The sequence below is a fragment of the Kitasatospora sp. NPDC034023 genome, from assembly GCF_055575795.1.
Genome location: NZ_JBVIRY010000003.1, coordinates 68602 through 93521, shown reverse-complemented (window position 1 = coordinate 93521; position 24920 = coordinate 68602). Strand labels below are relative to the sequence as shown.

Sequence of the window (24920 nt, the reverse complement as noted above, 5' to 3'; positions counted from 1 at the left end):
CGGCCCGCACCGTTCATCCGGCCCGGCCACCTCACCGGCCGGGCACGACCCGGTCAGACTACCGGGCGGACCCCCGCTCCCCGCCGGGCCCTCCGCCGCCCGGGTGGACCTCGCCGCCGCCCGTCCGCGCCGGACCGCCGCCACCGGGGGCGGACGGCACCGGGCGGACGTAGGTTGCCGACATGACCAGTGACGAGACGATCCCGGCCGTGGGAGTGCGCCCGCTGGACGAGGTGTTCGCCGCGATCGACACGGCCAACCGGCGGCCCCGGCCCTGGACCGGCTTCGAGCACGGCGTGCTGGGGGCCTACCGGTGGGCCGCCGGGGCCCAGGTCGCGGCGCCGGTCACCGCCACCGCCGCGGTCGGCGCGGCCGAACCGTGCCGGGCACAGCTGCTGGCGGAGTGCCAGGCCGCCGCCGTACGCCTGCGCCGGGCCCTCACCCAGGGGACGGAGCACGCCTACGTCCTCGGCGCCCATCAGGCGCTGGCCTGGCTCTGCGGGCTCCACGAGGACTGCCCCTGACAGTGCGGGACTGAAGAGGCGGAGCCGAATACGCGGGGCCGAAGGTACGGAACCGCCCGGCGGCGGTATCGGAGCACAGCCCGCGACCCTATCCTTGAGCTGTGGAAAACGGCCAAGCCACGCCGCGGCAGTGGACCTTCCTGACGAACCACGCCCGCGTTCTCGTCCAGATCGCCCGCGACCCCGGCATCCGGGTGCGCGACATCGCCGCGAAGTGCCTGCTCACCGAGCGCGCCGTGCAGCGGATCATCGTCGATCTCGAGGAGGCGGGCTACCTCACGCACGAGCGGCGCGGCCGCGCCAACCACTACAGCGTCATCGACAGCAAGCAGCTGCGGCACCCGGCCGACGCCGGTCCGACCATCGCCGAGCTGCTCGCCGTGCTGCTGCGCTGAGGGGTCGTAGCCGGCCCCTTCAGCACGGAGTACTGCCTTCCACGGGTACTGCCTTCAGTGCGGAGTACTGCCTTCAGTGCGGAGGACTGAGCGGGGATCAGATTCAGCGGTCCTCGGTTCAGTAGTAGTGGCGGCGTCCGCCGATGGCGTGGCCGAGCGCGCCGGCGACCCACAGGACCAGACCGATCACGACCAGCACGAGGCCGATGGTCCAGAGGATCGCGATGCCGGTGACGAAGCCGATGATGAGCAGGATCACACCGAGGACGATCACGGGAAGCCTCCCGGGTAGACGAGGGGACGGGTACCGAACGGGCGGCCTCGGAGCCACCCGTTCTCGCCCGGTTCACAGGTCGGCGTCTACCTCTCCGGCGGCCGGGCAAACCGAACCGCCGCCACCGGTTCGATCCCCGTCACCGGCGGTGCCGGCCGCCCTGCCGGCGGGCCGGCGGGGCCGTGCGCGCGACGGGCAGGAACAGCCGGGCCAGCTCGCGGCCCAGGTTCACGCCGATGGCCAGGGCCATCGCCATCGCGGCGGCCCGCCCGATGCCGCTCAGCCCGACCTCGGGCTGGCCCCGGACGAAGGCGAGCATCCCGAAGTACAGCACCGACCCGGGCAGCAGCGGTCCCAGGGCCGCCGTGACGTGCGGTAGCACCGGACTGCCCCGGTAGCGCGCCATCAGCTGGCCGGACAGGCCCACCAGCCCGGCGGCGAGCCCGGTGGCCAGGATCGACTCCGCACCGGCGTTGGCCAGCACCCCGTACGTCGTCCAGCCGGCCGCGCTGTTGAGCAGGACTGCGGGCAGCGAGCCCGGCTCGGTGTTCAACAGCACCGCGAAGGTCAGGGTCAGCAGCACCGCCGCGGCGAGCTGAAGCGGCGGGTTCACCGCCCCGGCCGGAGCGTCCTGGGCGGCCAGGTCCGCACCGTTGTTGACGCCGACGTAGAGCACCGTCATCACCCCGATCACCACGCCGGCCATCAGGTACATCGCTTCCAGCAGGCGCGCGGCGGCGGTCAGGTAGAAACCCGCCAGGCCGTCCTGGGCCGCCGCCACCATGGGCCAGCCCGGCAGCACCGCGAACAGTCCACCGGTGATCACCACCGACCCGCGCAGGTGCAGCCCGTTGAACGACAGCAGGATGCCGATCACGGCCGCCGGCACCGCGGCCACCACGAACTGGTAGAAGGCCGGCAGGTCGTGGCGCGCCACCAGGGCCGAGAGCCGGTTGCCCGCCAGGGCCGCGACGACGGCACTGGCGAACACCAGCCAGGCCCGGGCGTCCGTCCGGCCGCCGACCAGCAGCGTCGCGGCTCCGGCCAGCAGCCCGCAGCACAGCACGAACAGCCAGCCGGGGTAGCGGCGGCCGCGCCGGTGCACGGCCACCAGTCGCTCGTGCGCGTCGCGGACGCCGATGCCGCCGGCCGCGATCTCGGTGACCAGCCGGAAGACGGCCGCCAGCCGCGCGTAGTCCCCGGCGGGGCGGCGTACGGAGCACTCCGCCGTCAGCGACGGCTCGGGCGAGCCCGGCTGGTAGGAGATCGCCACCCGGGTGAAGGTGACCTGCGGATCGCACGGATGGACGCGGTAGGCCCGGGCGACGGCGAGCATGGCCGCCTCGACGTCCTCCGCCGCCTCGCCGCTCGCCAGCAGCAGCTCCCCCACCAGCAGCGCGAGGGCCAGCACCCGCGCCGGCTCGACGGTTCCGGGCTGCCCCACCCCGGAGGACCCCGACGCCAGCCGGCGATCCGCGGCAGGCATACGCAGCAGTGGCAGCATCCGGTCCGGCCAGGGGCCGGCGGAGTCGGCGTCCTCGGGCCCCTCCGGGACCTGCCCGGCCGCGCCCTGCCCGGCCGCGCTCGCGGGCGGTGGCAGCTGGGGCGGCACCCTGCCGGGCCGCACCGGACGCCCTTCCGAACCGGCACGCGTGCCGAGCGGATCGTGTTCCGACATCGCGACTCCCTGGACCACCCCCCACACACTCGTTGCGCCTGATCAACTACCCGGGGTGACATGCCCGCGAACACTCCGGCGCCCGGCACGCGCTCCCCGGCGGAGCGCGACGGACCGTACACGCCCCACCGCGACGGGCGTGCCGGTGGCGCACGGGGCGCGGTGCCTTGTGCCTGGTGCCTGGTGCCTGGTGCCTGGTGCCTGGTGCGAACGGACGCGCAGGCCAGGCCGGAGTGTGGAATCAGACCTACGATCCTGACCATGGCCGAGAGTGACGAGGAGCAGATCGCCGATCTGATCCGGACTTGGGCCGCCGCGGTCCACGCGGGCGACCTCGACGGGGTCGTCGCCGACCACGCGGCGGACATCGTGATGTTCGACGTGCCGCCGCCGTACGAGGGGGTGCGCGGCCTCGACGCGTACCGGGAGACCTGGCCGCCGTTCTTCGAGTGGCAGGCGCAGGGCGCGGCGTTCGAGATCGAGTCGCTGGACGTGACCGCCGGTGCGGACGTCGCCTTCGCGCACGCCCTGCTGCGCTGCGGCACGCCGCAGGACTTCGCCGACCGTCCGGCGCAGCGGCTGCGGCTGACCGTCGGGCTGCGTAAGGAGGACGGGCGCTGGCTGGTCGCGCACGAGCACCATTCCTTCCCGGACCCGGGCGAGGCGTCGTAGCGGGAGTGGTGCGAGGCGGGAGTGGTGCGACGGCTGAAGCGGAGGCGGAGGTTTCGGGAGGCCCGGTCCGGTTAGCCGCTCCGGCGAAGGGCCACCGGGCCGATCGACGAACCGAGGCTGCCATGACCGCGTTCGGCTACTTCCTGTCCTGTGAGGAGTTCACCCCCGCCCAACTGGTCGAACAGGCCGGGCTGGCGGAGCGGGCCGGTTTCACCCGGCTGGCGATCTCCGACCACTACCACCCGTGGAACGACGCCCAGGGCAACAGCCCGTTCGTCTGGGGCGTGATCGGCGCGCTGTCGCAGGTCACCCGGCTGCCGGTGACCACGCTGGTCACCTGCCCGACCGTCCGGTTGCACCCCGCCGTGACGGCGCAGGCGGCGGCCACGGCGGACGTGCAGCTGGACGGCGGGCTGCGGCTCGGGGTGGGCACCGGGGAGGCGCTCAACGAGCACGTGCTGGGTGACCGCTGGCCGCCGTTCGACCTGCGGGCGGAGATGCTGGAGGAGGCCGTGGCGGTGATGCGCGAGCTGTTCACCGGCGGCGAGGTCTCCCACCACGGCACGTACTACACGGTCGAGAACGCCCGGCTCTACACGCCCCCGAAGGAGGGCCGGCTGCCGGTGTACGCCTCGGCGTTCGGCCCCAAGGCGGCCGAGCTGGCGGCGGGTTTCGCGGACGGGCTGGTCACCATGAGCCCGGACACCGAGCTGATCGGCCGCTACCGAACGGCCGGCGGCACCGGGCCGGTCATCGGCGGGGTGAAGGTCTGCTGGTCGGAGGACTCGGACCGGGCGGTCAAGACCGTCCACCGGCTCTGGCCGAGCGAGCTGCTGCCCGGCGAACTCGCCCAGGTGCTGCCCACGCCGAGCCACTTCGAGCAGGCCACCGAGCTGGTCACCGAGGAGATGGTGGCCCGGTCGGTGACCTGCGGCGACAATCCGCAACAGCATGCGGACCGACTGCGCGCGTACGTCGGCGCCGGGTTCGACGAGGTGTACGTCGGCCAGATCGGCCCGGAGCAGGAGGGGTTCTTCGACTTCTACCGCGAGCAGATCCTGCCGCTGGTGGCCTGAGCGCCGAGCCGGGGAACGTCGTGACACCGAGGGTTGTGGCGTCGAGGGCCGTGGCATCGACGGCCGTGACTTCGAGGAGCGGGCCGTGAAGGCCTACCCGCCCTGGAGCCTGCGCGAAAACGGTCCGGGCAGCGGGAACTTCAGGCGCCGGCGGATTCGGAGTGATCCCGCCGGGTACCCGCACCTGCGCAAGGACCCCGACCGAGGAAGGTTCCCGATGACCATTCCGACACCCCCGGACCCGGACACCCAGCCGATCCCCCACCCGTACCCGGCGCCCGGTCCCGGCCAGCCGCCCGATCCGATACCGCCGCCGGTCCCGCCGTTCCCCGACCCCGATCCGGCGCCGCCTCCGGAACCGCACCCCGGGCAGGCCTGACGGCTCGCGGGTCCCCGGTGACGTTTCGACGTGACGTTTCGGCGTGACGTTTCGGCGGGGCCCGCCCGGCTAGACGCCCGCCATGACGATCCGCACGCGTTCCCACACCCGCACCGTGGTCATCACCGGCGCCACCGCCGGGGTCGGCCGGGCCTGCGTCCGCGCCTTCGCCGGCCGGGGCGACCGCCTCGTGCTGGTCGCCCGGGGCCTGGCCGGGCTGCGCGCCGCCTCGGCCGAGGCGCAGGCCGCCGGCGCCGAGGTGCGCACCGTGCTGGCCGACGTGTCCGATCCGGAGGCCTGCGAGGCCGTCGCCGACCGCGCCGAGGCCGAGTTCGGGCCGATCGACGTCTGGGTCAACGACGCCTTCGCCTCGGTCTTCGCGCCCTTCACCGAGATCACCCCCGACGAGTTCCGGCGGGTCACCGATGTCACCTATCTGGGGTACGTCAACGCCACCCGGGCCGCGCTGCGCCGGATGCTGCCCCGCGACCACGGCACGGTCGTGCAGGTCGGCTCGGCGATCGCCTACCGGGGCATCCCGCTGCAGACCGCCTACAGCGGCGCCAAGCACGCCATCCAGGGCTGGCACGAGGCACTGCGCTGCGAACTGCTCGCCAGCGGGTCGGGGGTGCGGGTGACCATGGTGCAGCTGCCGGCCGTCAACACCCCGCAGTTCGACTGGGTGCTCAACCGCCTGCGCGGGCGGGCCCGGCCCGTCGCGCCCGTCTACCAGCCGGAGGTGGTGGCGCGCGCCGTCCGGTTCGCGGCCGACCACCCCGGGCGCCGGGAGTACTGGGTGGGCGGCAGCACCGTGGCGACCCTGATCGCCAACGCCGTGGCGCCCGGCCTGCTCGACCGCTACCTGGCCCGCACGGGCATCGACGCCCAGCAGGAGGACCGGCCCCGGCGGGTGGACGAGCAGTCCAACCTGTGGGCGCCCCTGGACTCCACCGAGGACCATGGCGCGCACGGCCGGTTCGACGACGAGGCCCACGAGCGCAGCGCCCAGCTGTGGGCGTCCCGACACCACGGGCTGCTCGCCGTCGGCGGGGCGGCGCTGCTCGGCGCCGTGGCGGGCGCGGCCGCCCGGAGGCGGTGACTCGCGGGCGCCGGCCGGCCTCGGCGGGCGGTCGGAACCGGGGAGCGGACGGTCGGAACCGGGGAGCGGACGGTCGGACCCAGGAGCGCGGTCAGGCCCAGTCAGGCCCGGTCAGACCGGTTAGGCCAGCCAGGACCGGATCAGAACCGGGGAGCCAGCAGGCCGTCCAGCTCGGCCTCGAAGAGCAGGTCCGGGTGGAATCCCATGCCGGTGAAGTGACCGGCGAGCTCCAGGGACAGGACGCCGTGCAGGCGGGTCCAGACGACCAGGAAGCGGTGGAGGACCCCGGACGGGGCGGGATGGTCGCCGGCCCAGTCCCGGTGGGCCTCCAGGTGGGCGCCGAACGATGCCCCGGGGGTCTCGGAGGCCCCGGCGACCTCGGGAGTCAGTGCGGCGCAGGCGTCGACCAGCATGCGCATGATCTCGTCGGCGATGGCGGTGGTGTCCGCAGGCGCGTGGTACCCGGGGACGGGGGTGCCGTAGATCAGGAAGTACCGCTGGGGGTCCGCCAGGGCCCAGCCGCGCAGGGCGCGCGCGAGCGCGGCGAGGTCGGCGCCGCCCACCGCGACCGCGCCCAGGGTGTCGGCGAGGCTCCGGTACGCGTCCCGGACGAGTTCGGTGATCAGCTCGTCGCGGCCGGCGAAGTAGCGGTAGAGCGCGGGGCCGCTCAGGCCCATCTGCTTGGCGATCGCGTTGAGTGAGAGCGCGGAGGCGCCCGCCGTGGCGATCTGCTCCCAGGCGTGCTTCTTGACCTCTTCGCGCAGCTGGGCCCGGTAGCGCTCGCGCGGGGTGTCCGCGCCTGTCCTCGCCATGTCCTGCCCGCTCCCCGAGTCGTAGACCTACATGCTCACGCTTTTGTTAGAGGTTATCACGAAAGGTCTTGACTCCCTCCTTGTCGTCGGGTTACAACTTCTCACGAAGGCGTGAACCTCTAGCACCACACTCGACGGCCCATCAGCGAAGGGGAGTTCCATGTCCGGCATCCGCAGCACCGGCGTCCGCGCCGCCCTCCTCACCGTTCCGCTCGTCCTCGGCCTGCTCGGCACCGCCGCCGCGCCGGCCGAGGCCGCCGCCTCCCGCCACGACACGTCCCTCACCTGCCGCGGGGCCGGTGTCGACCCCGACGCCCGGGTCCGGTACCGGACCGAGGCCGTGATCCACGCGCCGCTGCGCACCGTCTGGAAGCTGCAGACCGACGTGGCGGGCTGGCCGTCCTGGCAGACCGCCGTGCAGAGCGCGGCGCGCCTCGACCACGGCCCGCTGCACCGGGGTTCGGTGTTCCGGTGGACCACCCCGCTGCCCCCGAACCCCGCGACCACCGCCACCGGCCTGGACATCACCTCGACCGTCCGGCAGCTGCGGCCCGGCTCCTGCATCCGCTGGACCGGCCCGGCCGTCGCCGACGGGCTGCACATCGACGGCGTCCACGTGTGGAACTTCACCGAGGTCGACGGCGGCGTGCTGGTGCGCACCGAGGAGACCCACACCGGCCCCCAGGTCGACGCGAACGTGCCCGCCGCGACCGAGATCCTCCGCCAGGGCCTCGAGGGCTGGCTGCACGACCTGAAGACCACCGCCGAGGCCGGCGCGGCACAGCAGCAGGCGAACTGAACCGGGAGCCGGCGCATGGAACCCCGCCTCCCGGGCAGACGCCGCCCGGGGCCGAACCGAGCCCCGTCGACGAGAGGAGCGCCTTCCATGGGCACCGACGACAAGATGCGCAACATGGCGGAGAAGGCCGGCGGCAAGGTCAAGGAAGCCGCCGGAAAGGCCACCGGCGACCGTTCGACCGAGCTCAAGGGCAAGGCCGAACAGGTGGAGAGCGACCTGAAACAGGCCGGGGAGAAGATCAAGGACGCGGGGAAGCACTGACCCGGAACCCGGGGCCGTCCGGAGACGGCCCCGGGTTCCGCTTGTCGCGCACGCTCCGCGCCCTACGGCGCACCCGGCCGAGGAGGCATGCATGCATCCCATGACCGACCAGGACAAGCCCGTGCCCAGGGACCCTCGGGTTCCCGTGGAGACTCCCGAGTCCCGGATGACCGGCGAAGGCTCACCGCCGCCCGAGCACGAGGAGGAGAAGGGTCCGCAGGACGGCCCCGAGTTCGACACCACCGAGCCGGCCCGCGAACCGGCGCCCGACGAGCCGACCGACTGACCAGCCCTCGCGGACAGTTCGACCGATGATCCGAGCTGTCGGCTGATCGGAGGTTTCGGCCGCGCGCTCCGGCGAACGGGTGGTCCGGCGCGGCGATCCCACGCGCGGCGGCGTTGCGCGCGGGACGCCGTCACCCGCCGGGCGGTACACCTGGGGCCGCTCGCCGCACCCGCGGCGCTGCGCAGACGACCGGGACAGGCGACCGGGACGGGGGTGACGAGATGCGGAGGGCGGCCGAACTCCTGCTCTGGTGGGGACTGTTGCTGCTGCTCAACACCGTGCTGATCAGCTCGGTGTCGCCACTGGAGGTGGCCGTGGGCGGCGGCGTCGCCCTGCTCGGGGCGGTCGGCGCGGTCGCCGTGCGGCTCGCCTCGGGCGCCTCCCCGGGCGGTCCGGCCCGCCTAGCCGCCGCGCTGTGGGCCTTCCCGTGGACGCTGCTGGCCGACACCGGCCGGCTGGCCCTCGCCGTGGTCTCGCCCGGGCGTCGGCAGGCCGGCTTCCGCACCGTCCGGCTCGCGCACGGCACCGGCCCCGCCTGGGCGGCCGCGCTGCTCTCCTCGACCCCCGGCGCGTACGCCGTCGAGGCCGCGGACGGCACCCTCACGGTGCACGCGCTCGGCCGACAAGCCTCTTCCCTGGAGCGCGCGTTGACGGCCGACCCGGACACCTCGACAGCGGACACCCCGACGGCGGGCGCCGAGTGAACGCCTGGCTGCTCGCGGCGGCCTTCCTGGCCGTCGGCGGGATCGGGCCGTGCCTGCTGCTCGGGCTGCGCGGCGAGGCGCAGCGGCGGCTGGCCGGGTTGAACCTCGCCGCGACGGTGGCCTCCGCCGTCCTGCTGCTGCTCGCCCAGGGCTTCAGCCGCAGCTCGTACACCGACCTGGCGCTCGACCTGGCCGTGCTCGCACCCGCCGGGACGCTGGTGTTCACCCGCTTCCTGGCCGGCGAGGAGCACTGATGGACCGTCACGTCCTCGCCCTGGTGCTGCTGTGCGCGGGCACGGCCGCCCTGCTGTTCGCCGCCCTCGCGCTGGCCGTGCTGCCCGGCCCGTACCTGCGCCTGCACGCCCTCTCCCCCGCCGCCGCGCTCGGCGCGCCGCTGGTCGCGCTCGCCCTCGCGGTGGACACCGGGCCGGGGCGTGCGGCGGTCAAACTGCTGGTGATCGGGCTGCTGTCGGCGGTCGGGGGCACCGTCACCACGATGGCCGTCGCCCGTGCCACCGTCCGTGTCGAGGCCGCCCGGGAGGCCGAGCGGTGACCGATGCCCTGATCGTGATCGCCCTGTTGCTGACCAGGCTCACCGCCACGGCGGCCGCGCTGACCCGCGACCCGGTCCGGCAGGCCGCCGTCCTCGCCCTGCTCGGGCTCTGCCTCGCCGTCCTCTTCACCGTGCTCCAGGCCCCCGACGTCGCGCTCTCCCAGCTCGGCGTCGGCAGCGCGATCACCCCGCTGCTCATCCTGCTGACCGTGCGCCGGGTGCGCCGCGAGGAGCACTCCGACGACCACCCGGACCGCTCCGAGTGAACCGGAACACCCGGCTGCGGCTGTTCCTGGTCGCCGCCGCCGTGCTCGCCGCCGGGCTGATCACCGCCGCGGGCCGACTGCCCGGCTTCGGCGGGCTCCGGCACCCGTACGGCGAGCGTGCGGTGGCGGCCGGACTGGAGCGGCGAACGGCCAACATCGTCTCCTCCGTCAACTTCGACCAGCGGGCCTTCGACACCCTCGGCGAGGAGTCGATCCTGTTCGGCTCGGTGCTCGGCGCGGGCATGCTGCTACGCCTGGCCCGGGACGAGCACAAGCGCCGCGCCGCCGCCGAGCCGGTGCTGCCCACCACGCGGCTGTTCGGCGCCACGCTGCTGCCGGTCACCGTGCTGACCGGCGGATACCTCGTCGCGCACGGCGCGTTGAGCCCGAGCGGCGGCTTCCAGGGCGGCGTGGCGCTCGCCACCGCCCTGCACCTGGCGTACGTCGCCGCCGACTACCGGGTGCTCAAGCGGATCCGCCCGCTCGCCGCACTGGACGTCGCGGACGCGCTGGCCGCCGGGGCGTTCGCCGCGCTCGGGCTGGTCGGTCTCGCGGCCGGGGCCGGCTACCTCGCCAACACGCTGCCGCTCGGCACCTTCAACCAGCTCTCCTCCAGCGGGCTGGTGGCGGTGGTCAACGCCGCCGTCGGGGTGGAGGTCGCCTCCGGCGTGGTGGTGCTGCTGGCGCACTTCCTGGACCAGGCCGTCGAGGTCGCCCCCGCGGGAGGAGCCGGTGAGTGAGCGAAGCGAGGTGGGCGCGTGAGTGAACTGCCGTACCTGATGGCCGGGTGGATCCTGCTCGCCGGGCTGTACGGCCTGGTGACCAGCCGCAACCTGGTGCAGGCCATCGGATGCCTGGCCGTCGCCCAGTCCTCGACGTACGTCCTGCTGCTCGCGGTCGGCTACCGCCGCGACGCCACCGCCCCCGTCTTCTCCGACCTGCCGACCGACGCCCCGGTGGTGGACCCGGTGGTCCAGGCCCTGACGCTCACCGACGTCGTCGTCGGCGCCACCGTCACCGCGCTGCTCCTCGCCCTGGTGATCCAACTGCGCAAGCGCCACCTTCGACGAGCCCTCCGGCGAGCACGGCGGGATGTTCCCCGCGCTGGTGCTGCTCTTCGAGGCCGGGATGTGCGGGTTCGCCCTCACCGGGGACCTCTTCGACGCCTTCGTCTTCTTCGAGCTGATGGGCGCCGTCGCCTACGCGTTGACCGGCTACCGGATCGAGGACCCGCGCCCGCTGCACGGTGCGCTCGCCTTCGGCCTGGTCAACTCGGCCGCCGCCTACCTGTCACTGCTCGGCATCGGCCTGCTCTACGCCCGCACCGGCGAGCTCGGCCTGGCCCAGATCGGCGCCGAACTCGACCGGCTCGCCGCGCCCGGGCGCGGCCCGGACGCCCTGCTGGTGCTCGCCTTCGTCCTGGTCTTGGCCGGTCCGCTGGTGAAGGCCGCCGTGACGCCGTTCCACTTCTGGCTGCCGGACGCGCACGCGGTCGCGCCGAGCCCGGTGTGCATGCTGCTGTCCGGGGTGATGGTCGAACTCGGCGTGTACGGGGTGGCCCGGATCCACCGGGTGGTCTTCTCCGGCGCGGGCGGCCTGCCCGACGCCGTGGTCCGGGACACCCTGCTGGCCGCCGGGGTGCTGACCGCACTGGTCGGGGCCGTGATGTGCTGGCAGCAGCGGCACCTGAAGCGGATGCTGGCGTTCTCCACGGTCGGACACATCGGCCTGTTCCTGATCGGCACGGCCCTGCTCACCCCGGCCGGACTGGCCGGCACGGCGGTGTACGTGGCCGGCCACGCGGGCGCCAAGGCCGCCCTGTTCGGGCTCACCGGCGTCCTGCTCGACCGGTACGGCTCGGTGGACGAGCACGGGCTGCACGGCCGGGCCCGCGAACTCCGGCTGCCCGGGCTGCTGTTCGGGCTGGGCGCGCTCGCGCTGGCCGGGCTGCCGCCGTTCGGCACCGGGCTGGGCAAGGCCGTCGCCGAGGAGGCGGCCGGACACGAACTGGCCTGGCTGCCCGCCGTGTTCGTGCTGGTGTCGGCGCTGACCGGCGGGGCGGTGCTGCGCGCGGGCCTGCGGGTCTTCGGCGGGCTCGGCGCGCCGCCGAAGGAGCACCCCGAGGTGGCCGACACCACCGGCGAGGGCGAGGAGCCCGAGATCCGCGCCCCGGAGCGGCGGCTGCCCCCGCCGATGGTGCTGGTGCCCGGGCTGCTGCTGGCGGGCTGTCTGGCCGTGGGCGTGCTGCCCGGCGTCGGCCGGGCGCTCGCGGCGGGGGCGGCGGCCTTCAGCGACCGCGCCGGCTACCTCGCCGACGCCCTCGGGCAGGCGACCTCACCCGCATCGACCGCGCCTGCGTCGACCGCGCCTGCCTTGACCGAACCCGGGGCGGCACCGCCCGAGGCCTGGTGGACGGCCTCCGGCGTCGGGCTCGGCGTGCTCTCCGCCCTGCTGGCCGCCGGCTTCGCCACCACCGCCGTCCGGCAGGACCCCCGGCGCGGCAGCGGCGGGCTCCACCGGGCGGTCGTGCTGCCGCTGCGCCGCCTGCACGCCGGGCTCCTCGGGGACTACGTGGCGTGGCTCGCCGTGGGGCTCGCGGCGCTGCTGGTCGCGCTCACCGCGCAGCTGTGACCACCATGCGGCTTTGACGACCGCGCGGCTTTGACGACCATGCGGCTTTGACCACCGCAGAAGGTGGCACCCGACTGACGGCTGGTCAACCATCCGACGCACCCGAACCGATTAGAAGCCAGAACGCTCCGCCCCGGCCCGCCCTGGTTCACCTTGAATTCACATGTGCATGTAAATAACGTTCACCTCGCCCGTCTAGTTTCATGGCGCCCCGTCGCCACAAGATCCACGCGACGGGCCCCAACTCTGACAAAAATGACCTGACGTTCGAGGTACCAACCATGCACGCATTCCCCACCCGCACACGGTGGCTCCGCTCCGGCGCCGGCCTGCTCGGCGCAGTCTCGCTGGCGGCCTTCGGCGGCGCGCCCGCGGCCTTCGCGGCCGACGGCCCGCAGACCGCCACCCCGATCAAGCACCTGGTGGTGATATTCCAGGAGAACGTCTCCTTCGACCACTACTTCGGCACCTACCCGAACGCGGCCAACACCGCCGACGACAAGGTCAAGTTCACCGCCAAGCCCGGCACCCCCAAGGTCGACGGCCTCTCCGACGACCTGCTCCACCACAACCCGAACGGGACCAACCCGAAGCGGCTGAGCCCGGCCCAGGCCGTCACGTGCGACCAGGACCACACCTACAAGGACGAGCAGCTCGCCTTCGACGGCGGCAAGATGGACAAGTTCGTCGAGCACACCGACGTCGAGAGCTGCAAGGCCCCGATGTTCACCCAGCCCGGCCTGGTGATGGACTACTACGACGGCAACACCGTCACCGCCCTGTGGAACTACGCCCAGCGCTTCTCGATGAGCGACAGCTTCTTCGGCACCACCTACGGCCCGTCGACCCCCGGCGCACTCAACCTGATCGCCGGCCAGACCCACGGCGGCTACCCGGTCGACCCGAAGACCGGCCAGAAGACCACCGACGCCTACGCGGTCTCCTCCCCGGACGCCAACGGCGTCGGCACCGTCATCAACGACCCCGACCCGGGCTACGACGACTGCTCCAGCTCCCAGCACAACCAGCTGGTGATGACCGGCAAGAACGTCGGCGACCTGCTGAACGACAAGGGCGTCAGCTGGGGCTGGTTCCAGGGCGGCTTCAAGCCGACCGACAACAAGGACGGCAAGGCCGTCTGCGGGGCCACCCACAACAACATCGTGGGTGCGTCGCAGACCGACTACAACCCGCACCACGAGCCGTTCCAGTACTACAAGTCCACGGCGAACCCCAAGCACCTGGCGCCCAAGGACGTGGACGAGATCGGCCACGCCGGCCAGGCCAACCACCAGTACGACCTGACCGACTTCGACGCCGCGGTGCAGCACGGCAACCTGCCCGCCGTCAGCTACCTCAAGGCCGCCAACTACCAGGACGGCCACGCGGGTTACTCCGACCCGCTGGACGAGCAGCAGTTCGTCGTCGACACCCTGAACAAGCTCCAGAAGTCGAAGGACTGGGCCTCCACCGCCGTCGTCATCGCCTACGACGACTCGGACGGCTGGTACGACCACAAGTTCGCCGAGCCCGTCAACGGCTCGCGGGACGCCGCCAACGACAGCCTGAGCGGCGCCGGTCAGTGCGGCAAGGACGGCGGCTGGGGCGGGTACGCCGACCGCTGCGGCTACGGCCCGCGCCTGCCCCTGATGGTCGCGTCCCCGTACGCCAAGGCCAACTTCGTCGACCACACGCTGACCGACCAGACCTCGATCCTGCGCTTCGTCGAGGACAACTGGAAGACCGGCCGGATCGGCGACGCCTCCTTCGACGAGCACGCCGGCTCCATCGAGGGCTTGTTCGACTTCAAGAACCCGCAGTCGGCCACTCTCCTGCTCGACCCGGCCACCGGCCAGCCGGCCGGCGCGGCCACCCCGACCGGCCAGCCCACCGGCGGCACCACCACCTCCGCCCCGGCCGGCCCGACGGACGGCACCGGCTCCGGCACCGCCGTCGCGGCGCCTACCAGCAGCGCGTCCGGCCCGGCGCTGGCCACGACCGGTGCGGACTCCAACACCCTGCCGATCGCGGTCACGGCCGTGGCACTGCTCGCAGTCGGCGGCGGCGCGGTGTTCGTCACCCGCCGCAGGCGCGGCCGCCGCGCCTGACACCCGGCCCGGCCCGCATCACCCCGGCACCGCCGGGCCCTCGACAGGGCCCGGCGGTGTTCGCGTTCCCAGGGTGGTCAGGCGGTCATGAACTCGGGCCGCGAGGAACGAGGGCCCCAGCCGGCCGTACGGCTGCGGCTCGGACCCCACGCGAAGCGGCGCGGCCCGGCCGGGCAGGTGCCGCCGTCGAACGGGGCGTGGACGCGGGCGGCGGCGGACCGGTTGCTCCGTCCGGGGGCCGCCACGGCGTACAACACGGGCCGGGCATCCGACGCGGGGACCGGCGTCCGGCTCCACCGGCGCCACAACCATCCCACCGGGTCTGGCCCGGTGGCCGTTCGGGAGGCTCCGAGGTTGCATGGACTGACCGAGCCCCAGCGATCCGGAGGTAACGCCGTGTACGAGATGTGGGCCGAGCACGACCCGGCGGTGTCCCCGCCCGCCGTGGTGTGGCACGTGGTGGCGAAGGACGACGCGACATCGTCGCTGTGCGGGCGGTTCCTCGAACCGTCCCAGCGCGTCGTCCCGGCGGGGGACGGTACCGGTTCGGCCGAGCCGGACCGGTACTGCGATCCCTGCTTGGTCACCGTGCGCGAGGCCTTGGCGGCCAGCGCCCGGTAACGGTCCGTTGCGGCATTCGTCACGCTCGTCACGCGTCGCTCGTCATGCGTCACTCGTCGCGGTCCTGGTCCGTCGCGGTCCTCGCCCGTCACGGTCCTGGTTCGTCACCGCCCGTCACCGTCCTCGTCATGGCGTTCGTCCGTCACGGCAGCGGCACGGCCGGCAGGCACGGGTGCCGGCTGTCGACTCCCGGAGCCGCGAGGACGGTGGCCACCTCTCCGGTGATCTCCACCCGGAGTCCGCCGTCCGCGCTCTCCCAGACGAGGCCTCCGTCGGGCCCCTCCGCGTGCGTCTCGTGAACGACGACGACGGCCGGTGGAGCGTGCGCGCCGATCGGGCCGGGGAGCGTCACCGCGTAGTGGCGCGTGAGGCTTCTCATCACGGCCTCCTTCTCTCCCCACCCTGTGTCACCGATTGTCCTCCCGACCAGGTCGCTTGTATGCGCACCATTGGTCCGCGGGCGGGTGCCGGGACTGCGCCTGCGGACAGACGTCGGTCTCACGGGACGACCGGTGGATCCCGCTCCGCGTTTGCCCCGGCCTGGCGCGGCTACACGCACCGGTGGACAGGAGGCGGAGGCGATCCCATGACCATGCCGGATACCAGCGCCAACGGCCGCGTCGGCCGACCCCGGACCGGTCGGCAGGAGTCGCCCGACGAACGGGCGGACCGTCGCTGGAGCGACCTGCTCCAGGAGGTCCGCGTCGCCCAGACCGGTTCGCAGGTGCTCTTCGGCTTCCTGCTGAGCGTGGTCTTCATGCCCCGCTTCGCCCAGCTCGGCGGTTTCGACCACGGGCTGTACGTGGCCACCGTCATCCTCGGCACCCTCGCCACCGGCGCGCTCACCGCCCCGGTCGCCTACCACCGGATCTTCGCCGGTCGCCGTCTCAAACCCCAATTGGTGGACGCAGCCGCCCGGTTGGTGGCCACCGGCCTGGTCCTGCTGGCGCTGACCATCGGCTCCGCGCTGCTGCTCCTGCTCCGGGTCGCGACCGGCGACTCGGCCTCCTCGGGCTGGATCGCGGGCGCCGTCATGCTCTGGTTCGCGTCCTCCTGGCTACTCCTCCCCGTCCTGCACCTGCACCGCCACAACGGGGCGCCCGGCCCGCCGTCTGCCGAACCCGGGGCCGACCGGCCCCCGCGCGACCCCCCGCAGTGACGTGGGTACGGACCGCGGCGCACGGGCCGCGTACGGCAGGCGTCCGGCAGGCATGCGGAATGCGACAGGTGCACGAAGGCCCCGGCCAGAGAGACGCTGCCGGAGAGACGCTGGGAGAGAGATGCCGAGAGGGACGCCGGGAGCAGGACTTCCATCCGGGATGGCTTCCATGAGCGCGACGAGCCCGCGGTGCGATGCCCGCGGCCGCTGCGGGTCCAGCACGAGCAGGCCGCATGACCGGGTCGTCGGGGTGAGGAGCCGGTGAGCCCCCGCCCTCGGCGGGCCGTACCGCTCGGCAGCCGCCGCCCTCGGGTGGCGCGGCGTCGCAGCGGCCCGGCCGGGCCGCCCGGGAACGCGCCCTCCGTGGACCGCGTCCCCGCCGGGCTGCGGACGGCCGCCGGGTACACCTGGCGGCTGGGATTGCTCGGCGTCGGTGCCTACCTGGCCGTCGACGTCCTCGCCCGGCTCGAAGTACCGGTCATCGCACTGTTCGTGGCTCTGGTCATCACCTCGGTCCTGCGCCCGCTGGTCGACCTGCTGGCCAGGGTGATGCCCCGCTCGCTGGCCGTCCTGCTCGCCTTCCTCGTCACCCTCGCGGTGATCGGCGGGGTCCTGACGCTGGTCGGGACGACCGTCGCCGACGAGTGGAGTCGGCTCGGCAACGAGTTGCGCGGCGGCCTCGGCCGGATCGACCGCTGGCTGACCGGCGCCCCCTTCCACCTGAGGCCCGGCACCGTCACCGACCTGCGGTCCAAGATCGGCGACTTCATCGCCGCCCACCGCTCGACGCTGGTCAGCACCGCGCTCAGCGGCGCCGGCCGGGCCGTCGAACTGGTCACCGGGCTCGCGCTCGCGGTGTTCTGCTCGGTGTTCTTCCTGCACTCCGGCGACCGGATGTGGTCCTGGGCCCAGCGGCAGCTGCCGGCCCGCAGCCGTTCGGTCTGGGACGGGGCCGGGCGCGCGGCCTGGCGCACCTTCGCGGGCTACACCCGCGGCGTGCTGATCGTGGCGGCGACCAACGCGATCCTGGTCGGCATCGCCCTGGCGATCCTGGGGGTGCCACTGGTCCTGCCGCTGATGGTGCTGGAGTTCGTGGCGGCGCTCGTTCCGCTGATCGGCTCGCCGATCGCCCTGGCCATCGCTTCCCTGGTCGCCCTGGCGGCCCGCGGCCCGGTGATCGCCCTGCTGGTGCTGGCCCTGATCGTGATCATCGGCCAGATCGAGGGCCACCTGCTGCACCCGCTGGTGCTCGGCTGGTCGGTGCGGATCCACCCGGTCGTCATCGCCCTGTCGGTGATCGGCGGCGCCGTGCTGGCCGGCGTCCTGGGCGCGGTGGTGGCGGTGCCGGTGGTGTCGGTCGCCTGGGCGGTGATCGGCGAACTGCGCGAACAGCGGAGCCACCGCCCCCGCGGGCGCTGACCCGCAGGGCTCAGCCCGGGAGCGCGGGGGGATGGCCCGCGCGGGGGTGGCCTGACAGGATGCCCATGATCGACTTCAGTGACATTCCGCACGACCGAAGGGCCCCACCGTGACCACTCCCACCAGCACCGTCGTCGAGCGCGCGGACGAGCGGCACCGGTACGAGATCCTCGTGGACGGCAAGCTCGCCGGCTTCACCGAGTACCGGGACCACGAGGAGCAGCGCGTCTTCTTCCACACCGAGATCGACGACGCCTTCGCTGGCCAGGGCCTCGCCTCCCGCCTCGTCCAGGAGGCACTGAGCGACGTGCGCGCGGCCGGGAAGCGGATCGTGCCGATCTGCCCGTACGTCGCCAAGTTCCTCACCAAGCACGACGAGTTCACCGACATCACCGACCCGGTCACCCCCGAGGTCAAGAGCTGGCTGCGCACCGAGCTCTACTGACGGGCCCACGCAGTACGCGGGCGGGCCTGGCCTGGCCTTCCCTGGCCCTGGCCTGGCCTGGCCCTGAGCAGCAACCTCCCCGGCCCCGCCCCGGACCTGCCGCGCCCCATCGAGCAGTCGCTCGACGGGGCGCGGCGGGTGTCAGGAGCGGTCGGTCACATGTTGATCATGTGACCGGCGAGGCCGTGGATGGCCTCCTTGACCGCCTCGCCCAGGGTCGGGTGGGCGTGCACGTTGCGGGCGACCTCGTGGACGGTCAGGTCCCACTGCTGGGCCAGCGTCAGCTCGGGCAGCAGCTCGGTGACCTCGGGGCCGATCAGGTGGGCGCCGAGCAGCTCGCCGTGCTTGTTGTCGCTGATGACCTTGACGAAGCCGATCGGGTGGCCGAGGCCGTGGGCCTTCCCGTTGGCGGTGAACGGGAACTTGGCGACCTTGACGTCGTAGCCCAGCTCGCGGGCCTGCGCCTCGGTGTAGCCGAAGGAGGCGATCTGCGGCTGGCAGTAGGTGGCGCGCGGGATCATGGCGAAGTCGACCTCCATGGTCTCCGCCCCGGCGATGGTCTCGGCGGCGATGACGGCCATGGTCTCGGCGGCGTGCGCGAGCATCAGCTTGGCGGTGACGTCGCCGATCGCGTAGATGTGGTCGACGCTGGTGCGGCCGCGGCCGTCCACCGCGATGGCGTTGCGGTCGGTCAGCTTGACCCCGGTGTTCTCCAGGCCGTAGCCGTTGACGCGCGGCGCGAAGCCGATCGCCTGGAGCACCTTGTCGGCCTCCAGCACCTTCTGCTCGCCGTCCTTGGTGACGGTGACGCGGACCTTGGCGTTCGGGTCGCTGTCGTCGATCGACTCGACCCGGGTGGAGGTCAGCACCTCGATGCCCAGCTTGCGGTACTGCTTGGCGAGTTCGGTGGAGACCTCGACGTCCTCCAGCGGCACCACGCGGTCGAGGAACTCGACGATGGTGACCTTCACGCCGTAGTTGTGCAGCACGTAGGCGAATTCGACGCCGATCGCGCCGGCACCCGCGATGATGATGCTCTCCGGCAGCTGCTCGGTGAGGATCTGCTCCTCGTAGGTGACCACGCGGTCGCTGAGGCTGGTGCCGGGCAGCAGGCGGGTGGTGGCGCCGGCGGCGATGACGCAGTGGTCGAAGGTGACGACCTCGAAGCCGCCGCCGCTGAGCGCGACCTGCAGGGTGTGGTCGTCGACGAAGGTGCCCCAGCCGTCGTACTCGGTGATGCCGTTCTTCTTCATCAGGTAGTGGACGCCCTTGACCCGGCCGTCGGCCACCGATCGGCTGCGGCGGAAGGCCTCGCCGAAGTCGAAGGTCACCGTGCCCTCGACCTTGATGCCGAAGGTCTTGGCCTCCTTGGTGAAGATGTGGGCCAGCTCGGCGTTGCGCAGCAGGGCCTTGGAGGGGATGCAGCCGACGTTGAGGCAGACGCCACCCCAGTACTTGGCCTCGATGACCGCGACCTTGAGGCCCAGCTGGGCCGAGCGGACGGCGGCGGTGTAGCCGCCGGGGCCCGCGCCGAGGACGACGACGTCGTAGTGCGTGCTCATGTTGCTGACTCCTCCGAGGGTGTCACGGTGTCGTGATCTCGGTCCCATGGTGGCAGGACCTTGCGCGGCGCACCCACCGGGTCTCGGTGGATGCGCTCCGCGCGGCACCGTACAGGCCGCGGGGCCGGATTGTCAGTGGTCTCCGCTACGGTGACCGCACCGACGTCCACCAGGGGTGATGACGGAGGGGAGGGGGCCGATGGCGAATTCGGGCGCGGCATGCACGGCAGGCGCGGCAGGCACGGTGGGTACGGCGGGCGAGTGGGCCCGCCGCCCGAGGACGGCAGCGGGCCCACCCGGGCGTCAGGCCGTCACGCCGTGGGTGTGGCCGCTCGCGCCGGCGGCCGCCGCCTTCCCGGCCGGTACGGGCCGTTGTAGCGAGGAGAGGTCCCAGGCATAGGTGCCGACGGCGTGGGCGATCACGTCGATGTTGACGTCGAAGGCGTCCATGTCGATGTTGCCCAGGTTGTCGCAGGCCTTGTGGTAGCAGGAGTCGAAGGCGGTGCCCGCCGTGCCGCCGTAACGCTCCGCCTGCTCCGGGGACTTGATCTTCTCGGCGCCGGTGTCGGTGCCGCCGGCCGGGATGCCCGCGTCGATGAACGGACCGTAGTCGGAGCGGCCGTCGAAGGCGCTCGGGTCGTGCGGCAGGCCGAGGCCGTCCAGGTAGCCGGTGATGTCCCGTTCGATCTGCGCCGAGCCGTCGGGGCCGGCGCCGCCACCGGCGCTGCCGGAGCCGTTGTAGACGAACTGCGCGTAGTTGGGGGATGCGATCATGTCGAAGTTGAGGTAGAGCCGGATCTTCTTCTGGTCCGCCTCGGAGAGTGACTTCACGTACGCCTCGGAGCCCTTGAGGCCGAACTCCTCGGCGGACCACCAGGCGAATCTGACCTTGTTCTTCACCGGGTGGACGGTGAGGTTGCGCGCGACCTCGAGGATGCCGGCCGAGCCGGAGCCGTTGTCGTTGATGCCGGGCCCGGCCGGGACGGAGTCGAGGTGCGCTCCGACCATCACGGTGTTGTTCGGGTCGCCGCCGCGGGTCTCGGCGATGACGTTCCAGGTCTTGCGCGGCTCCATGACAGTGCGGATGTCGAGGGTCACCCGGACGGGCCCGGCGGCTGCCTCGGCGGCCAGGGCCTCGCCGGCGGCCTGGGTGATCCCGCCGGTCGGGACCTTCCCGGCCGTCGGGTCCCCGAGGGTCCCGCTGAGGTCGCCCACGGTGTTGTTGTAGATGAGCGCCCCGACCGCGCCCGCTGCCGCCGCGGCGGCCTGCTTCTGGGCGAAGCTGCACCCGCCGCGCCGGATCAGGGCGACCTTGCCGGTGAACCCGCCCGCCGGGTAGTCGGTGGGTGCGCAGCCGGTGGTGGCGCTGACCGGGGAGACCGCCAACTCGGCGGTCAGGCCCGCCTCCGGGCCGCTCACCGAGTACGTCATGGCGACCACGGGCACGGACTCGGCCTTCGGGGACACCACGTCGAGGCGCTGCGTACCGGCCTCGAAGAAGGTGTACTCGAACTCCTGCTTGGACACCTTGAGCCCCGCGCGCCGCGCCTGCTCGTAGACGTACTGCGCGGACTGCTCGTGGCCCTTCGAACCGGCCACCCTGGTACCGCCGTTGCGGTCGGCGATCCGCTGCAGCGCGGCCAGGGTGCCGCGGGCGCTCTCCGCATCGCTCGCCTCGACCAGCCGGGCGGCCAGCCTGGCGCCCTTGCGCGCCGGGTCCGGGTCGGCGGCGGCGCTCCCGGCACCGGCCAGCAGCAGCGGGCCGACCAGGGCGGCGACGGTCAGCGCGGCACCCGCACCGCGGCGGGTGGCGGCGATCCGCGGGCGCGATAACGGGGTGGCGCTGTCGAGCCGGTTGGTGCGGTCGTACCGGGTGGAGCGGTCGAGCGGGGTGGTCGAGCGACGGGTGCGCAGCTTCAAGGCGACTCCTTCCGACGGGCCGTGAACTCACGATTTGACAGGACCGGAATCGCGTTGCCAAGCCCGCCGCGCACCCCGCGGGATGCGCGGAAGGGGATGCACGGTGATATTGGAGGAGTGGGGCCGTCTCATCCAGGAGTGTGACCACATGTCCATGATGGATAAGCTCAAGAGCCTGCTGAAAGGCCACGAGGAGCAAGCCGACAAGGCCGTCGACCACGCGGGTGACACCGTCGACGAACGCACCCAGGGCAAGTACAGCGGCCAGGTGGACGCCGCCCAGGAGCAGGCGAAGAACCAGTTCCGCGACCAGCCGCCGCCCCAGTAGCCGGCCGGAGCCGACACGCGGACCGGGCCCCGGCCCCCTCCGTGTCCACCACCCCGGGCCGGCCGCTCGTCGGCCGGCCCGGGGTTCTCCGTTCGCAGGGTCAGCGGTCGCGGGGTTCGGGCCGCACGGCCTCGCGCGGTGTCTCGTCCTCGCGCGGTGTCTCGTCCTCGCGCGGTGTCTCGTCCTCGCGCGGTGTCTCGTCCTCGCGCGGCGTGTCGTCCTCGGTGGCGGCGCAGTTCTCGCACGGTTCCGGCCCGGGCCGCTCGAGCAGCCGTCCGCACTCCGGGCACACCCGGTCCAGCCAGCAGGCCGATTCGCCGCCTTCGTCCATGCCGCCGATTCTGCCCGGGCACCCCCACAAAGGCGAGTAGACACTGTCTACAGCCGACTGGTAGACAGTGTCCATGACTGATCAGGAAAGGGACCTCCGGGCCCGACTGGTGGCCGCAGGCGTCGAACTGGTGGCCACCGGGGGCGTCCAGGCGCTCGGCCTGCGCGAGATCGCCCGCCACGCCGGGGTCTCGCACGGAGCGCCCCGCCGCTACTTCCCCACCCACCGCGAGTTGCTCGCCGCCATCGCGCAAAAGGGCTTCGGCAGGCTCACCGACACCCTGGCCGGCGCCGACGCCCTCGCCGCCGCCACCGGGGCCGATGCCCGCAGCCGCCTCGACGCGCTCGCCCGCGCCTACCTCGGCTTCGCGGCCGCCGGCCCCGGCATGTTCGAGCTGATGTTCCGTCACGACCTGCTGGAGGGCAGCGGCGCGGAGCTGCGCCGCACCACCGTGCCGCTGTTCCTCACCTTCGTCGGCCTGGTCGCCGAGGTGCACCCGGACTGCGACGATCCGGCCGCCGCCACCGCCGCCCTGTGGTCCAACCTGCACGGCCTCGCCCAACTGCGCGCCTGGGGCAGCCTGCGGCTCATCACCGGCAGCGAGGACATCGAGCCGCTGCTGCGCGCCGCCCTGGACGCCCACCTCGGCCCGGCCGACCGGTGACGGCGCGGCCGCGCCGTCGGCTCACCCTCGCCGCGAGCATCACCGGTGCCGCGCTGGTCGCCCTCGACGGCACCGTGCTGACCGTCGCCCGGCCCGTCCTCCAGCACGACCTGCACGCCTCCGTCGCCGCCGTCCAGTGGACCGGCACCGGCTACCTCGTCACCGTCGCCGCGCTGCTGGTCTTCGCGGGGCGTGTCGGCGACCGCTACGGGCACCGGCGGGTCTTCACCCTCGGCGTGACGGGCTTCGCCGCGTGCTCGGCCGGGATCGCCCTGGCGCCCGGCATCGGCTGGGTCATCGCCCTGCGGGTGGTCCAGGGCGTGGCGGGCGCGCTGCTGCAGCCGGCCACCCTCGGCATGCTGCGCGCCGCCTGGCCCGCCGAGCGGCTGGCCGGCGCGATCGCGGTGCGCACGGCGGCGATCGGGCTCGCGGCGGCGGCCGGACCGCTGGTCGGCGGGGCGCTCACCGCGCACTTCGGCTGGCGGTCGGTCTTCCTGCTCGGCCTGCTGCCGGCCGGGGCCGCGCTGTTGTCGGTCCTCGCGGTGCCGTCCACGGAACGCCCCGAGGCGGCCGTACGGGACGGCGGGCTCGACCTGCCGGGCGCGGCGCTGCTCGCACTGGCTCTGGCCTGCCTCGTGCAGACCCTGGTCGCCCTGCCCGACTCCGGGTGGTCGGCGACCACGGCGCTCGGGCTCGCGGCGGCCGCCGCCCTCGCCGTGGCGCTGGCCCGGCACGAGCGGCGCACCGCCCGTCCGCTGCTGCCGCCCGCTCTGCTCCGCTCACCGGCGGTCGCGCCGCCGCTCGGCGTCCTGCTCGCGGCCTCGGCGGCGCTCCAGGGCGCGCTCTTCCCGGCGACGTCCTACCTGCAGGACGTCCTGGGGCTCGACCCGCTGCAGAGCGCCCTGCGGGCGGCGCCGCTCGCGGTGGCGATGATCCTCGCGGCTGCGGCCTCGGCCCGGCTGGCGAAGCGTCACGGTGAGCGGACCGTGGTGCTGGTGGGGATGTCTTTGGTCACGTCGGGCGCGCTGCTGACCGCCCGGCTCGGCCCCGGTTCGGGGACCGTCGCCATCGCCGTCTGCTTCCTGCTGCTGGGTGCGGGCTTCGGCGCGGTGATGGCCACGGCCACCGCGATGGTGGTCCGGGGCGCACCCACCGCCGAGGCGGGCGTCGCGGGCGGCCTGCAGCAGACCGCGCTGAACATCGGCCCGGCTCTGGGCATCGCGCTCGCCACCACCGCCGCCGGCCGCACCGAGCCCGGCACGGCGCCGGCGCCCGCCGCGCTGGCCATGGCCGCCGTGGCGGCGGCGGGAACGCTGCTCGCCGCCCGACTTCCCGGCCAACCGGCCGACCGGGAACGGGAGTTCGTCACACGCCCGTGACCCCGTCGATGCACTCGCGGAGCAGGTCGGCGTGGCCGTTGTGGCGGGCGTACTCCTCGATCAGGTGGAACAGGATCCAGCGCAGCGAGACGGTCTCCGAACCGATCACCGCCGCCGCCTGCGCGATGAGCGGGCCTGCCGTGTCCAGGGACGCTCCCGCGGTCAGCTTGCGCCCGTACTCGACCTCCGCCTGCCAGTCCGCGAGCGCCTCGGCCAACCCCCGCGCCTGGTCCAGCCCGTACCCGTCCGGATTGTCCGCGCCGTACACCGGCGGCACCTCCCGGCCCGCGAACACCCGCTGGTACCACGTGCGTTCGACCTCGGCGAGGTGCTGCACCAGGCCCAGCAGGGTCATCGTCGACGGGGGCACGGCCGCCCGCCGCACCTGGCGGTCGTCGAGCCCGGCGACCTTCCGGCCGAGCGTGGCCCGCTGGAAGTCCAACCAGCTTTCCAGCATGGCGCGTTCGTCAGCGTGCGCGGGCGGAATCGGCCGCCCGTCCGGAGTGGAACCCATGCCCGCCACTCTGGCACAGCCGACGGGGGACCACACCCGGCACGGGCCCTCCGCGCCGGCC

The 24920-nt window shown here is 73.4% G+C and carries 30 protein-coding genes and 1 pseudogene; 23 read left to right on the top strand and 8 right to left on the bottom strand.

Annotated features, from left to right (window positions below):
• Positions 1 to 182: 182 nt before the first annotated feature.
• Both ACZ52R_RS05780 and ACZ52R_RS05775 read left to right on the top strand, forming a co-directional pair.
• A complete protein-coding gene (locus ACZ52R_RS05780) occupies positions 183 to 524 on the top strand; it encodes a hypothetical protein (RefSeq protein WP_360491063.1) in 342 nt (113 codons plus the stop codon).
• A gap of 101 nt (positions 525 to 625) precedes the next feature.
• The gene (locus ACZ52R_RS05775; protein WP_465619523.1) at positions 626 to 919 is read left to right on the top strand and encodes a helix-turn-helix transcriptional regulator; all 294 of its coding nucleotides are present in this window, start codon (positions 626 to 628) and stop codon (positions 917 to 919) included.
• 118 nt (positions 920 to 1037) lie between these two features.
• On the opposite strand, the gene ACZ52R_RS05770 is transcribed toward ACZ52R_RS05775, so the two are convergent.
• Positions 1038 to 1193: a DUF6131 family protein gene (locus tag ACZ52R_RS05770; protein WP_360491069.1), complete on the bottom strand. Its 156-nt coding sequence runs from the start codon at positions 1191 to 1193 to the stop codon at positions 1038 to 1040.
• A 139-nt stretch (positions 1194 to 1332) separates the two neighbouring features.
• The gene (locus ACZ52R_RS05765) at positions 1333 to 2871 is read right to left on the bottom strand and encodes a threonine/serine exporter family protein (RefSeq protein WP_465619526.1); all 1539 of its coding nucleotides are present in this window, start codon (positions 2869 to 2871) and stop codon (positions 1333 to 1335) included.
• Between the two features lie 261 nt (positions 2872 to 3132).
• On the opposite strand from ACZ52R_RS05765, the gene ACZ52R_RS05760 reads away from it, so the two are divergent.
• The 3 genes from ACZ52R_RS05760 (at position 3133) to ACZ52R_RS05750 (ending at position 6097) form a co-directional block, all read left to right on the top strand.
• On the top strand, positions 3133 to 3543 hold the full coding sequence (locus tag ACZ52R_RS05760) for a nuclear transport factor 2 family protein (protein WP_465619528.1): 411 nt from the start codon (positions 3133 to 3135) through the stop codon (positions 3541 to 3543).
• Positions 3544 to 3665: 122 nt separating this feature from the next.
• Positions 3666 to 4619 carry a TIGR03557 family F420-dependent LLM class oxidoreductase gene (locus ACZ52R_RS05755; RefSeq protein ID WP_465619530.1) on the top strand — a complete coding sequence of 318 codons (954 nt, stop codon included), beginning with the start codon at positions 3666 to 3668 and terminating at the stop codon, positions 4617 to 4619.
• A 461-nt stretch (positions 4620 to 5080) separates the two neighbouring features.
• On the top strand, positions 5081 to 6097 hold the full coding sequence (locus tag ACZ52R_RS05750) for an SDR family oxidoreductase (RefSeq protein ID WP_465619532.1): 1017 nt from the start codon (positions 5081 to 5083) through the stop codon (positions 6095 to 6097).
• A 140-nt stretch (positions 6098 to 6237) separates the two neighbouring features.
• On the opposite strand, the gene ACZ52R_RS05745 is transcribed toward ACZ52R_RS05750, so the two are convergent.
• A complete protein-coding gene (locus tag ACZ52R_RS05745; protein ID WP_465660959.1) occupies positions 6238 to 6909 on the bottom strand; it encodes a TetR/AcrR family transcriptional regulator in 672 nt (223 codons plus the stop codon).
• Between the two features lie 160 nt (positions 6910 to 7069).
• Here ACZ52R_RS05745 and ACZ52R_RS05740 point away from each other — a divergent pair, with 160 nt between their 5' ends.
• The 12 genes and pseudogenes from ACZ52R_RS05740 (at position 7070) to ACZ52R_RS05685 (ending at position 15138) form a co-directional block, all read left to right on the top strand.
• Positions 7070 to 7708: an SRPBCC family protein gene (locus ACZ52R_RS05740; protein WP_465660961.1), complete on the top strand. Its 639-nt coding sequence runs from the start codon at positions 7070 to 7072 to the stop codon at positions 7706 to 7708.
• An 87-nt stretch (positions 7709 to 7795) separates the two neighbouring features.
• The gene (locus tag ACZ52R_RS05735) at positions 7796 to 7969 is read left to right on the top strand and encodes a CsbD family protein (RefSeq protein WP_360491090.1); all 174 of its coding nucleotides are present in this window, start codon (positions 7796 to 7798) and stop codon (positions 7967 to 7969) included.
• Between the two features lie 91 nt (positions 7970 to 8060).
• Positions 8061 to 8255, top strand: coding sequence for a hypothetical protein (locus ACZ52R_RS05730; RefSeq protein WP_360491093.1), 195 nt, complete (start codon positions 8061 to 8063; stop codon positions 8253 to 8255).
• 221 nt (positions 8256 to 8476) lie between these two features.
• Positions 8477 to 8959 carry a hypothetical protein gene (locus ACZ52R_RS05725; RefSeq protein WP_465619539.1) on the top strand — a complete coding sequence of 161 codons (483 nt, stop codon included), beginning with the start codon at positions 8477 to 8479 and terminating at the stop codon, positions 8957 to 8959.
• Positions 8956 to 9213, top strand: coding sequence for a monovalent cation/H+ antiporter complex subunit F (locus ACZ52R_RS05720; protein ID WP_360491099.1), 258 nt, complete (start codon positions 8956 to 8958; stop codon positions 9211 to 9213). The genes ACZ52R_RS05725 and ACZ52R_RS05720 overlap by 4 nt, the downstream gene beginning before the upstream one ends.
• On the top strand, positions 9213 to 9512 hold the full coding sequence (locus tag ACZ52R_RS05715; RefSeq protein ID WP_465619541.1) for a monovalent cation/H(+) antiporter subunit G: 300 nt from the start codon (positions 9213 to 9215) through the stop codon (positions 9510 to 9512). Before ACZ52R_RS05720 ends, ACZ52R_RS05715 begins: the two co-directional genes overlap by 1 nt.
• Positions 9509 to 9778 carry a Na(+)/H(+) antiporter subunit B gene (locus ACZ52R_RS05710; RefSeq protein ID WP_465752825.1) on the top strand — a complete coding sequence of 90 codons (270 nt, stop codon included), beginning with the start codon at positions 9509 to 9511 and terminating at the stop codon, positions 9776 to 9778. Before ACZ52R_RS05715 ends, ACZ52R_RS05710 begins: the two co-directional genes overlap by 4 nt.
• Complete coding sequence (locus ACZ52R_RS05705) at positions 9775 to 10518, top strand: MnhB domain-containing protein (protein ID WP_465752822.1); 744 nt, start codon at positions 9775 to 9777, stop codon at positions 10516 to 10518. Before ACZ52R_RS05710 ends, ACZ52R_RS05705 begins: the two co-directional genes overlap by 4 nt.
• A gap of 18 nt (positions 10519 to 10536) precedes the next feature.
• Positions 10537 to 10839, top strand: a pseudogene (locus ACZ52R_RS05700) (sodium:proton antiporter); the annotation flags it as partial.
• 31 nt (positions 10840 to 10870) lie between these two features.
• Positions 10871 to 12409, top strand: coding sequence for a complex I subunit 5 family protein (locus tag ACZ52R_RS05695; protein WP_465660965.1), 1539 nt, complete (start codon positions 10871 to 10873; stop codon positions 12407 to 12409).
• Between the two features lie 281 nt (positions 12410 to 12690).
• Entirely contained in the window at positions 12691 to 14517 is a 1827-nt protein-coding gene (locus tag ACZ52R_RS05690; RefSeq protein WP_465619549.1) for an alkaline phosphatase family protein, read from the top strand.
• A gap of 396 nt (positions 14518 to 14913) precedes the next feature.
• Positions 14914 to 15138 (top strand): hypothetical protein, encoded by a 225-nt coding sequence (locus ACZ52R_RS05685; protein ID WP_465619551.1) that lies wholly within the window; start codon positions 14914 to 14916, stop codon positions 15136 to 15138.
• A 142-nt stretch (positions 15139 to 15280) separates the two neighbouring features.
• Here ACZ52R_RS05685 and ACZ52R_RS05680 read toward each other — a convergent pair whose 3' ends face one another.
• Positions 15281 to 15517, bottom strand: coding sequence for a DUF6296 family protein (locus ACZ52R_RS05680; RefSeq protein WP_465660967.1), 237 nt, complete (start codon positions 15515 to 15517; stop codon positions 15281 to 15283).
• 213 nt (positions 15518 to 15730) lie between these two features.
• On the opposite strand from ACZ52R_RS05680, the gene ACZ52R_RS05675 reads away from it, so the two are divergent.
• The 3 genes from ACZ52R_RS05675 to ACZ52R_RS05665 all read left to right on the top strand — a co-directional run bounded on the left by ACZ52R_RS05675 (position 15731) and on the right by ACZ52R_RS05665 (position 18161).
• Positions 15731 to 16297: a DUF6328 family protein gene (locus ACZ52R_RS05675; protein ID WP_465619667.1), complete on the top strand. Its 567-nt coding sequence runs from the start codon at positions 15731 to 15733 to the stop codon at positions 16295 to 16297.
• A gap of 363 nt (positions 16298 to 16660) precedes the next feature.
• On the top strand, positions 16661 to 17716 hold the full coding sequence (locus ACZ52R_RS05670) for an AI-2E family transporter (RefSeq protein WP_360491126.1): 1056 nt from the start codon (positions 16661 to 16663) through the stop codon (positions 17714 to 17716).
• Positions 17717 to 17825: 109 nt separating this feature from the next.
• On the top strand, positions 17826 to 18161 hold the full coding sequence (locus ACZ52R_RS05665; protein ID WP_360491129.1) for a GNAT family N-acetyltransferase: 336 nt from the start codon (positions 17826 to 17828) through the stop codon (positions 18159 to 18161).
• A 155-nt stretch (positions 18162 to 18316) separates the two neighbouring features.
• Here the strand turns inward: ACZ52R_RS05665 and lpdA are convergent, their stop codons facing one another.
• Positions 18317 to 19723, bottom strand: a complete 1407-nt coding sequence (gene lpdA / locus ACZ52R_RS05660; RefSeq protein ID WP_465619553.1) for a dihydrolipoyl dehydrogenase — start codon at positions 19721 to 19723, stop codon at positions 18317 to 18319.
• Between the two features lie 303 nt (positions 19724 to 20026).
• Entirely contained in the window at positions 20027 to 21541 is a 1515-nt protein-coding gene (locus ACZ52R_RS05655; RefSeq protein WP_465661055.1) for a M28 family metallopeptidase, read from the bottom strand.
• A 250-nt stretch (positions 21542 to 21791) separates the two neighbouring features.
• Here ACZ52R_RS05655 and ACZ52R_RS05650 point away from each other — a divergent pair, with 250 nt between their 5' ends.
• On the top strand, positions 21792 to 21971 hold the full coding sequence (locus ACZ52R_RS05650) for an antitoxin (protein ID WP_360491135.1): 180 nt from the start codon (positions 21792 to 21794) through the stop codon (positions 21969 to 21971).
• 100 nt (positions 21972 to 22071) lie between these two features.
• Here the strand turns inward: ACZ52R_RS05650 and ACZ52R_RS05645 are convergent, their stop codons facing one another.
• On the bottom strand, positions 22072 to 22302 hold the full coding sequence (locus tag ACZ52R_RS05645; protein ID WP_465752820.1) for a hypothetical protein: 231 nt from the start codon (positions 22300 to 22302) through the stop codon (positions 22072 to 22074).
• A 73-nt stretch (positions 22303 to 22375) separates the two neighbouring features.
• On the opposite strand from ACZ52R_RS05645, the gene ACZ52R_RS05640 reads away from it, so the two are divergent.
• Both ACZ52R_RS05640 and ACZ52R_RS05635 read left to right on the top strand, forming a co-directional pair.
• A complete protein-coding gene (locus tag ACZ52R_RS05640; protein ID WP_360491141.1) occupies positions 22376 to 22966 on the top strand; it encodes a TetR/AcrR family transcriptional regulator in 591 nt (196 codons plus the stop codon).
• Positions 22963 to 24345, top strand: a complete 1383-nt coding sequence (locus tag ACZ52R_RS05635; RefSeq protein WP_465752817.1) for an MFS transporter — start codon at positions 22963 to 22965, stop codon at positions 24343 to 24345. Before ACZ52R_RS05640 ends, ACZ52R_RS05635 begins: the two co-directional genes overlap by 4 nt.
• Here the strand turns inward: ACZ52R_RS05635 and ACZ52R_RS05630 are convergent.
• Positions 24332 to 24859, bottom strand: a complete 528-nt coding sequence (locus ACZ52R_RS05630; protein WP_465752815.1) for a DinB family protein — start codon at positions 24857 to 24859, stop codon at positions 24332 to 24334. The two genes, ACZ52R_RS05635 and ACZ52R_RS05630, sit on opposite strands and share 14 nt — an antisense overlap.
• Between the last annotated feature and the right edge of the window lie 61 nt (positions 24860 to 24920).

What these genes read in the sequence shown, in the direction of transcription:
- ACZ52R_RS05730 (WP_360491093.1), top strand. Translation starts at nt 8,061, where the DNA reads ATGCATCCCATGACCGACCAGGACAAGCCCGTGCCCAGGGACCCTCGG.
- ACZ52R_RS05640 (WP_360491141.1), top strand. Translation starts at nt 22,376, where the DNA reads ATGACTGATCAGGAAAGGGACCTCCGGGCCCGACTGGTGGCCGCAGGC.
- lpdA (WP_465619553.1), bottom strand. Translation starts at nt 19,723, where the DNA reads ATGAGCACGCACTACGACGTCGTCGTCCTCGGCGCGGGCCCCGGCGGC.
- ACZ52R_RS05695 (WP_465660965.1), top strand. Translation starts at nt 10,871, where the DNA reads ATGTTCCCCGCGCTGGTGCTGCTCTTCGAGGCCGGGATGTGCGGGTTC.
- ACZ52R_RS05690 (WP_465619549.1), top strand. Translation starts at nt 12,691, where the DNA reads ATGCACGCATTCCCCACCCGCACACGGTGGCTCCGCTCCGGCGCCGGC.
- ACZ52R_RS05645 (WP_465752820.1), bottom strand. Translation starts at nt 22,302, where the DNA reads ATGGACGAAGGCGGCGAATCGGCCTGCTGGCTGGACCGGGTGTGCCCG.
- ACZ52R_RS05750 (WP_465619532.1), top strand. Translation starts at nt 5,081, where the DNA reads ATGACGATCCGCACGCGTTCCCACACCCGCACCGTGGTCATCACCGGC.
- ACZ52R_RS05780 (WP_360491063.1), top strand. Translation starts at nt 183, where the DNA reads ATGACCAGTGACGAGACGATCCCGGCCGTGGGAGTGCGCCCGCTGGAC.
- ACZ52R_RS05735 (WP_360491090.1), top strand. Translation starts at nt 7,796, where the DNA reads ATGGGCACCGACGACAAGATGCGCAACATGGCGGAGAAGGCCGGCGGC.
- ACZ52R_RS05675 (WP_465619667.1), top strand. Translation starts at nt 15,731, where the DNA reads ATGCCGGATACCAGCGCCAACGGCCGCGTCGGCCGACCCCGGACCGGT.
- ACZ52R_RS05725 (WP_465619539.1), top strand. Translation starts at nt 8,477, where the DNA reads ATGCGGAGGGCGGCCGAACTCCTGCTCTGGTGGGGACTGTTGCTGCTG.
- ACZ52R_RS05765 (WP_465619526.1), bottom strand. Translation starts at nt 2,871, where the DNA reads ATGTCGGAACACGATCCGCTCGGCACGCGTGCCGGTTCGGAAGGGCGT.
- ACZ52R_RS05755 (WP_465619530.1), top strand. Translation starts at nt 3,666, where the DNA reads ATGACCGCGTTCGGCTACTTCCTGTCCTGTGAGGAGTTCACCCCCGCC.
- ACZ52R_RS05680 (WP_465660967.1), bottom strand. Translation starts at nt 15,517, where the DNA reads ATGAGAAGCCTCACGCGCCACTACGCGGTGACGCTCCCCGGCCCGATC.
- ACZ52R_RS05715 (WP_465619541.1), top strand. Translation starts at nt 9,213, where the DNA reads ATGGACCGTCACGTCCTCGCCCTGGTGCTGCTGTGCGCGGGCACGGCC.
- ACZ52R_RS05760 (WP_465619528.1), top strand. Translation starts at nt 3,133, where the DNA reads ATGGCCGAGAGTGACGAGGAGCAGATCGCCGATCTGATCCGGACTTGG.
- ACZ52R_RS05650 (WP_360491135.1), top strand. Translation starts at nt 21,792, where the DNA reads ATGTCCATGATGGATAAGCTCAAGAGCCTGCTGAAAGGCCACGAGGAG.
- ACZ52R_RS05745 (WP_465660959.1), bottom strand. Translation starts at nt 6,909, where the DNA reads ATGGCGAGGACAGGCGCGGACACCCCGCGCGAGCGCTACCGGGCCCAG.
- ACZ52R_RS05740 (WP_465660961.1), top strand. Translation starts at nt 7,070, where the DNA reads ATGTCCGGCATCCGCAGCACCGGCGTCCGCGCCGCCCTCCTCACCGTT.
- ACZ52R_RS05630 (WP_465752815.1), bottom strand. Translation starts at nt 24,859, where the DNA reads ATGGGTTCCACTCCGGACGGGCGGCCGATTCCGCCCGCGCACGCTGAC.